Annotated in this window: 6 protein-coding genes and 3 pseudogenes; 5 read left to right on the top strand and 4 right to left on the bottom strand. The window is 63.3% G+C overall.

The window, feature by feature from the left end:
- Positions 1-597: 597 nt before the first annotated feature.
- A complete protein-coding gene (locus IX761_RS22375) occupies positions 598-999 on the top strand; it encodes a histidine kinase (protein WP_194791686.1) in 402 nt (133 codons plus the stop codon).
- A 112-nt stretch (positions 1000-1111) separates the two neighbouring features.
- The gene (locus IX761_RS22380) at positions 1112-1393 is read left to right on the top strand and encodes a DUF3509 domain-containing protein (protein WP_194791687.1); all 282 of its coding nucleotides are present in this window, start codon (positions 1112-1114) and stop codon (positions 1391-1393) included.
- Positions 1394-1527: 134 nt separating this feature from the next.
- On the opposite strand, the gene IX761_RS22385 is transcribed toward IX761_RS22380, so the two are convergent.
- The 3 genes and pseudogenes from IX761_RS22385 to IX761_RS22395 all read right to left on the bottom strand — a co-directional run.
- Entirely contained in the window at positions 1528-2349 is an 822-nt protein-coding gene (locus tag IX761_RS22385; RefSeq protein ID WP_323744599.1) for a TIGR02285 family protein, read from the bottom strand.
- 68 nt (positions 2350-2417) lie between these two features.
- A complete protein-coding gene (locus tag IX761_RS22390) occupies positions 2418-3617 on the bottom strand; it encodes a CaiB/BaiF CoA transferase family protein (RefSeq protein WP_194791688.1) in 1200 nt (399 codons plus the stop codon).
- 59 nt (positions 3618-3676) lie between these two features.
- Positions 3677-3916 (bottom strand): annotated as a pseudogene (locus IX761_RS22395) (CoA transferase); the annotation flags it as partial.
- Positions 3917-4104: 188 nt separating this feature from the next.
- On the opposite strand from IX761_RS22395, the pseudogene IX761_RS22400 reads away from it, so the two are divergent.
- Positions 4105-4344, top strand: a pseudogene (locus tag IX761_RS22400) (YaeQ family protein); the annotation flags it as partial.
- A 3-nt stretch (positions 4345-4347) separates the two neighbouring features.
- On the opposite strand, the pseudogene IX761_RS22405 reads toward IX761_RS22400, so the two are convergent.
- A pseudogene (locus IX761_RS22405) lies at positions 4348-4497 on the bottom strand (CoA transferase); the annotation flags it as partial.
- A gap of 106 nt (positions 4498-4603) precedes the next feature.
- Here IX761_RS22405 and IX761_RS22410 point away from each other — a divergent pair.
- Together IX761_RS22410 and recJ are read left to right on the top strand one after the other, a co-directional pair.
- Entirely contained in the window at positions 4604-5146 is a 543-nt protein-coding gene (locus IX761_RS22410) for a YaeQ family protein (RefSeq protein ID WP_194791689.1), read from the top strand.
- Between the two features lie 30 nt (positions 5147-5176).
- On the top strand, positions 5177-6886 hold the full coding sequence (gene recJ, locus IX761_RS22415) for a single-stranded-DNA-specific exonuclease RecJ (protein ID WP_194791690.1): 1710 nt from the start codon (positions 5177-5179) through the stop codon (positions 6884-6886).
- Positions 6887-7712 lie beyond the last annotated feature (826 nt).

The following is a 7712-nucleotide window of genomic DNA, read 5'->3' on the forward strand; positions in this document are numbered from 1 at the left end:
CATTTGTGAAGAAGCCCGTCTTTGGACGGGTTTTTTTGTGGGTGTGCGGTTCCGGGAGGTGCCATTCCTTTCAAGGTACTGACCGATATCGCATGAGGGCGGCCAGGCGCTTGTCGAAAACTTTGCAGCGCTCTCAAGATCGAGCGCCGCCCGCGCGGCGCATCGCTGGCAAGCCAGCTCCCACAGTTTGTTTCGGGCCAGTTACTCCTGGTCCATCTCCACTGTCCGCCTTGTTTGTACGACGCGGTTTCAGCGTTGGCGCTGATGCCGCCCCACCAGACTTGAGGTATGCACCAAGGCGGACAGTGGAGACCTCACAGACATAACTGGCCAGAAACAGATGTGGGAGCTGGCTTGCCAGCGATGCGCCGCGCGGGCGGCGCTCGATCTTGAGAGCGCTGCAAAACCATCGGCAAGCCCTTGGCCGCCCTCATGCGATAGCGGTCAGAACCTCGACCTCGACCAGGCAAAGAAAAACACGTCAATTTTTAAGCCTTTTGCCAAGGCTTTTCAGAATTTTCCTGTATGGCGCTGTCCAACTGCCCACTAAAGTTCGGAGCATCGAACTGCCTAGAGCGCCTCGCCCAGGGAAACCCCATGCACCAGTTTCAGGTCCTTATCCACCAGCCCCGTCCATTCCACCAGATCCTCCTGCACCAGGCATTCAATGCCCAAGGGCTCTACAACGTGCGCCTGACCGAAGACATGCCCGGCACCCTGGCCTGCCTGGACCAGGACCGGCCGGTGGACATGCTGGTGCTCGACCACGACATGGCCGCCAGCAGCGCGAAGTCGTTGTTCCGCTACCTCGCGCGGGAGCCGAAGCCAAAGGCGCTGCTGTTCGTCGGGCAAGGTGCAGGGCATGGCCCGGATCTGGCCCGTGAAGCCCGCAAACTGGGGCTGTGGGTGCTGGACGAGCTGCCATGGCCAATGTCCACGGTGGCCCTGGGCAAGGCGCTAGGGCGTCTGCCAGCACCGCTGGCGCAACGCCCGGGCTAGGCACTCAAACTGTCATATTGCCCGCGCATGCTCGCTGCAAGGGCCGGCAGCGAACTTTGCGCCAGCCCTGACGGTCAGTTCCTCCATGCCCACAAGCCAGCGAGTGATCCGGATGGAAAGAGTCTGCAGCCTGCTCAACGATGCCCTGACCCCCTACCTGACCGCACTTGGCGCCGTCGACGCCAGCGGTAATCGCCAACTGACCCTGTATGACCCCCGTGGCGCCGTGACCCTGCAACGCCAGGTGGCTGCGCGCCAACTGGTCGACCAGCATCTGCTAGTCGACTTGGTCGATGGCTTGCACCGTGACCTGCAGATCGCCGAAGGTCGCCTGCAACCGTGCGTGATCGCTGCCTTGCAGCATCAACGCCACGACCAGGGAACCTTTGCCTGACAGGCGCATCAGAATTATCGACCACAGCGTGACGGTGCTTTGCTCCGGTAGTGTCAGGCTGTCGTCGGAAGCCCAAATTGGCTTTCGCTTGCCCCGGTCGTCTTCCCCAGCGGCCGGGGTTTCTTTTTTCTGGCCTAAGGGGCTGGCAGCGTGCCGTCGAAGAAATGGCCGGCCTCTTGCAAATAGGCTTCGCGCAACGCCGGATCCAGCCAGCGGGCATACAACTCGGGCAGCGTGTCGCGGCGCAGCGCGGGCAGTAACTGGTCGATGTGGGCGATGGCCTCGCGGCCCAGCGGCGTGTCCGAGCAGCCCACGTGCAGGAACTGATAACGGTTCACGCCGCTGATCGGGTAGAAACCATAGTCGTCCAGCGAGCCACCTTGTTGCTGGATCAGGTAGCGCACCTCGGGCCAATAGCCCAGCACCAGTTGCAGGCGCCCGAGTTGCTGCATCTGCAACAGGCTGGCGGTGGCGTCGTTGCCATAGTGGCGGCTCAGGGCGCTGTCGGGCAGTTGGCGCAAGATATCGTCGACCTGCGCGCTGTAGCTGCGTTCGGCGACGATGCCCAGCTTGAGATGGGTATCGGCCAGCAGGTGCCTGAGGTCCACCTGTTGCCCGTCGAGGTAAGGCGCAACCAGGGTCTGGTCCTGCTTGCGCACCACCAGGCCGCCGCTCATCACGCCCACCGTGGGCTTGGAGAAGTACACGTACTTGGCGCGTTCCGGGGTCCACAGCAGCGTAGGGTCGCAGGTGAAACTGGGCTCCATGAGCATCTGGATGCCCCGGGCGCGGTTGACCCGCACCACACTGTGGTCGTACTCGGGCATCTGTGCGATCAGCTTGGGCAGCAGTTGGTCGATCACGCCCTTGCCTTTCTCAGCACCCTCGAAAATGGTAAACGGCGGCAAGTCACGGACCAGCCAGAGCAGGCGCTCCTTGGCCTGTACCGCTTGCACCGTAAGCGCCAGCAGGCACAGCGCAATGGGCAGGCTGGCGATACGCCTGCGCCAGGTGCTGGCGCGAGTCAGACCGTGCCCGCCTGGCGCAGGCTGGCGATGGCGGCAGTGTCATAGCCCAGGCGGGCGAGGACGCTGTCGGTGTGCTCACCCAGGGCGGGGCCGACCCACTCGGTGCTGCCCGGGGTGTCGGAGAGCTTGGGCACGATCCCGGGCATCTTGAACGGCTTGCCGTCTGGCAGTTTTGCCTGGAGGAACATCTCGCGGGCCAGGTACTGCGGATCGTTGAACATGTCTTCGGCCGAGAAGATGCGGCTGGCCGGCACTTCGGCGTCAGTGAGCACCTGCATGACGTGGTCGAGCGGCAGGCTGTTGGCCCAGCGATCGATCACCCCGTAGAGTTCATCGCGGCGGGCGTCACGGCCATCGTTGCTGGCCAGGCTTGCATCGTCGGCCAGGTCGTCGCGGCCGATCGCCTGCATGAAGCGCTTGAAGATGGCGTCGCCGTTGGCGCCGATCTGCACGTGGCGGCCATCGGCGGTGGTGTGGATGGAGGAGGGGGTGATGCCCGGCATGATATTGCCGGTGCGCTCGCGGATGAAGCCGAACACATCGAACTCCGGGACCATGCTCTCCATCATGGCGAAGATCGCCTCGTACAGCGCCACGTCCACCACCTGGCCTTCACCCCCGTTGACCTCGCGGTGCCGCAGGGCCATCAGGGCACCGATCACTCCCCATAGCGCGGCGATCGAGTCACCGATGGAGATCCCCGTGCGCACCGGTGGGCGGTCCTCGAAACCGGTGATGTAGCGCAGCCCACCCATGGATTCGCCCACCGCGCCGAAGCCCGGCTGGTCCTTCATCGGCCCTGTCTGGCCAAAGCCGGACAGGCGCACCATCACCAGGCGTGGGTTGAGTGCATGCAGCACATCCCAACCCAGGCCGAGTTTTTCCAGCACGCCGGGGCGGAAGTTCTCGATCAGGATGTCGGCGTCGGCGAGCAGGCGCTTGAGCACCTCGCGGCCTTCGGCATGCTTGAGGTTGAGGGTCAGCGACTGCTTGTTGCGCGCCTGGACGAACCACCACAGCGAAGTACCCTCGTACAGCTTGCGCCACTTGCGCAGCGGGTCGCCGCCGTCGGGCGACTCGACCTTGATCACCTCGGCGCCGAACTCGGCGCAGATGCGCGAGGCGAACGGGCCGGCGATCAGGGTGCCGAGCTCGATGACTTTCAGGCCGGCGAGCGGTTTGCTGGGCGTGGGCATGGGGCATCCTGGCGAAAGGGCGTTGAGCGGTGGTTTTATCACAGCTCGGCGATGGCANCTTCGGCATGCTTGAGGTTGAGGGTCAGCGACTGCTTGTTGCGCGCCTGGACGAACCACCACAGCGAAGTACCCTCGTACAGCTTGCGCCACTTGCGCAGCGGGTCGCCGCCGTCGGGCGACTCGACCTTGATCACCTCGGCGCCGAACTCGGCGCAGATGCGCGAGGCGAACGGGCCGGCGATCAGGGTGCCGAGCTCGATGACTTTCAGGCCGGCGAGCGGTTTGCTGGGCGTGGGCATGGGGCATCCTGGCGAAAGGGCGTTGAGCGGTGGTTTTATCACAGCTCGGCGATGGCAGATATATCGGTGTGAAGCTGATCGCGGGGCAAGCCCGCTCCCACGTGTCCTGGCGTGGGAGCGGGCTTGCCCCGCGATGGCACCGGATCAGTTAGACTGTGCGACTTTCTTTTCAACGAAGCCCCTCGCCCATGGCCCAGCCGTCCACCACCTACAAGTTCGAACTGAATCTGACCGACCTCGATCGCGGCGTGTACGAAAGCGTGCGCCAGACCATCGCCCGCCACCCTTCGGAAACCGAGGAGCGCATGGCCGTGCGTCTGTTGGCCTACGCCCTCTGGTACAACGAGCAGCTGGCGTTTGGCCGTGGCCTGTCGGATGTCGACGAGGCGGCGCTGTGGGAAAAAAGCCTGGACGACCGCATCCTGCACNCACTTGCGCAGCGGGTCGCCGCCGTCGGGCGACTCGACCTTGATCACCTCGGCGCCGAACTCGGCGCAGATGCGCGAGGCGAACGGGCCGGCGATCAGGGTGCCGAGCTCGATGACTTTCAGGCCGGCGAGCGGTTTGCTGGGCGTGGGCATGGGGCATCCTGGCGAAAGGGCGTTGAGCGGTGGTTTTATCACAGCTCGGCGATGGCACCGGATCAGTTAGACTGTGCGACTTTCTTTTCAACGAAGCCCCTCGCCCATGGCCCAGCCGTCCACCACCTACAAGTTCGAACTGAATCTGACCGACCTCGATCGCGGCGTGTACGAAAGCGTGCGCCAGACCATCGCCCGCCACCCTTCGGAAACCGAGGAGCGCATGGCCGTGCGTCTGTTGGCCTACGCCCTCTGGTACAACGAGCAGCTGGCGTTTGGCCGTGGCCTGTCGGATGTCGACGAGGCGGCGCTGTGGGAAAAAAGCCTGGACGACCGCATCCTGCACTGGATCGAAGTCGGCCAGCCGGACGCCGAGCGCCTGACCTGGTGCTCGCGCCGCACCGAGCGCACCAGCCTGTTGGCCTATGGCAGCCTGCGGGTGTGGCAGAACAAGGTGGTCGACGCGGTGAAGGGCCTGAAGAACCTGAGCATCGCCGCCGTGCCGCAAGAGGTGCTGGAAACCCTGGCCACCGACATGCCGCGCACCATCAAGTGGGACGTGATGATCAGCGAAGGCACGATTTTCGTCACCGACGACCGTGGCCAGCACGAGGTGCAGCTGGAGTGGCTGCTCGGCGAGCGCGGCTGACCTGACACAGACCTGATTGCCGAAGACCTCATGCGTATCGAACCCCGTCCCCTGCCGTCGACCCTGCCATTGCTGGGTAACCTGCCACCTTTGCTGACCCGTTTGTATGCCGCCCGTGGCGTACAGTCCGAGGCCGAACTGGACAAGGGCCTGGCCCGGCTGTTGCCGTACCAGCAGCTCAAGGGCATCGAGGCGGCGGTGGACCTGCTGGTCGAGGCCCTCGACCAGCGCCAGCGCATCCTCATTGTCGGCGACTTCGACGCCGACGGCGCCACGGCCAGCACGGTCGGGGTATTGGGGTTGCAGTTGCTGGGGGCGGCGCATGTCGATTACCTGGTGCCCAACCGCTTCGAGTATGGCTACGGGCTGACCCCGGAGATCGTCGCCGTGGCCCTGGAGCGCCAGCCTCAGTTGCTGATCACCGTGGACAACGGCATTTCCAGCGTCGACGGCGTGGCTGCGGCCAAGGCTGCGGGGCTCAAGGTGCTGGTCACTGACCACCACCTGCCCGGCCAGCAGTTGCCCCAGGCCGATGCCATCGTCAATCCGAACCAGCCAGGCTGTGAGTTCCCGAGCAAGTCGCTGGCCGGCGTCGGAGTGATCTTCTATGTGCTGATGGCCTTGCGTGCACGGCTGCGCAATCTCGGGCGGTATGAAACGCAAGCGCAGCCGAACATTGGCGAGCTGCTGGACCTGGTGGCGTTGGGCAGTGTGGCCGACGTGGTGCCGTTGGATGCCAACAACCGCATCCTGGTGCACCAGGGGCTCGAACGTATCCGTGCCGGTCGTGCTCGCCCTGGGTTGAAAGCGATCCTCGAAGTTGCCCGCCGTGATCACCGTCGGATTACCTCCACTGACCTTGGCTTCATCCTTGGCCCACGGCTCAACGCTGCAGGGCGCCTGGATGACATGAGCCTGGGTATCGAGTGCCTGCTGTGCGAGGACGCCGCGCTGGCGCTGGACATGGCCCAGCAGCTGGACGGGTTGAACCAGGATCGCAAGTCGATCGAGCAGGGTATGCAGCGTGAGGCGCTGGCCCAGCTCAAGGATCTGCCGGTGGAGTCCATGCCTTATGGGTTGTGCCTGTTCGACGCTGACTGGCACCAGGGGGTGATTGGTATCCTGGCTTCGCGGTTGAAAGAGCGCTATCACCGGCCAACCATCGCTTTTGCCGATGCCGGTGAAGGCATGCTCAAGGGCTCGGCGCGGTCGGTGGCGGGGTTTCATATTCGCGATGCGCTGGATGCGGTGGCGGCGCGGCACCCTTCGCTGATCAGCAAGTTTGGTGGGCATGCCATGGCGGCGGGGCTGTCGTTGCCGGCCGAGCATTTTCCGGCGTTTGCCGAGGCGTTCGATCTTGAGGTGCGGCGGCAACTGCGGGAGGAGGATCTGACCGGGCGGTTGCTATCTGACGGGGTGCTGGCGGTCGAGGAGTTTCACCTGGACCTGGCGCGGGCTTTGCGCAATGCCGGGCCTTGGGGGCAGCACTTTCCCGAGCCGTTGTTCCATGGGGTGTTTCAGCTGGTCGAGCAGCGGGTCGTGGGTGAGCGGCATCTGAAGGTGGTGCTCAAGAGCGAATGCGGTTCGGTGCGGTTGGATGGGATTGCCTTTGGGGTTGATCGGGAGGTTTGGCCGAATCCTACTGTGCGGTGGGTGGAGTTGGCCTACAAGTTGGATGTTAATGAGTTTCGCGGGAATGAGAGTGTGCAGTTGATGATTGCGCACATGGAAGCGCGGTGATTCGCCTTTGGTGGGTTCGCTTATTGTTAGTTGGTTTTTTGATTTTTTGATTTTTTGGTTTGTTGGTTTTTAAGATTTTGAGCATATCCATTTGCTTTGGTGACGCTTATTCACCTTTCCGCCCTTACGGCGGCTTACTTTGGTCTTGGCCAAAGTAAGCAAAGCCGCTCGCTCCCATCATCCGGCCCCTGCGCTTCGCTCCGGGGTTCCCTCACTCCGGTCTTGCTCCCGGGAGTACGCACCGAAGGGCCATCCATGGCCCATCGGTGCTCGACGGGCATCCATGCCCGTCGCCTCCCTCCGCAAGCCCTCCGATCGGCCTCCTGAAGTCGCGAAGTTAGGGGCGGCGCCTATATTGACGCTGCTGTCGCTAGTTGATTGTTTTGTTGAACTTTCAATTGCAATCGCTGGCAAGCCAGCTCCCACAGATACCGCACTGAACTCGAAATTTACGCGGTCACTGTGGGAGCCGGCTTGCCGGCGATGAGGCCATTACAAACAACACATTAATAACAATTGAACACTCGCTGCTCTTGCTCTTGCTCTTGCTTCTAAGCGCGCGATAGCCCAGTCACCGCCAAACGCGACTTCAGGAGGCCGAACGTAGGACTTGCGGAGCGGGGCGATGGGCATGGATGCCCATCGAGCACTGATGGGCCATGGATGGCCCTTCGGTGCGTCCACGCGGGAGCAAGNCCGGAGTGAGGGAACCCCGGAGCGCAGCGTAGGGGCCGGATGATGGGAGCAGGCGGTTTTGCTGGGCCTGTCCCCTGACAACGGACGCCAAGAAGCGATACTTACATCGTTCTCTTGGAGGTCGCCATGT

The organism is Pseudomonas sp. UFMG81 (assembly GCF_015354575.1).
Taxonomy (GTDB): Bacteria; Pseudomonadota; Gammaproteobacteria; order Pseudomonadales; family Pseudomonadaceae; genus Aquipseudomonas.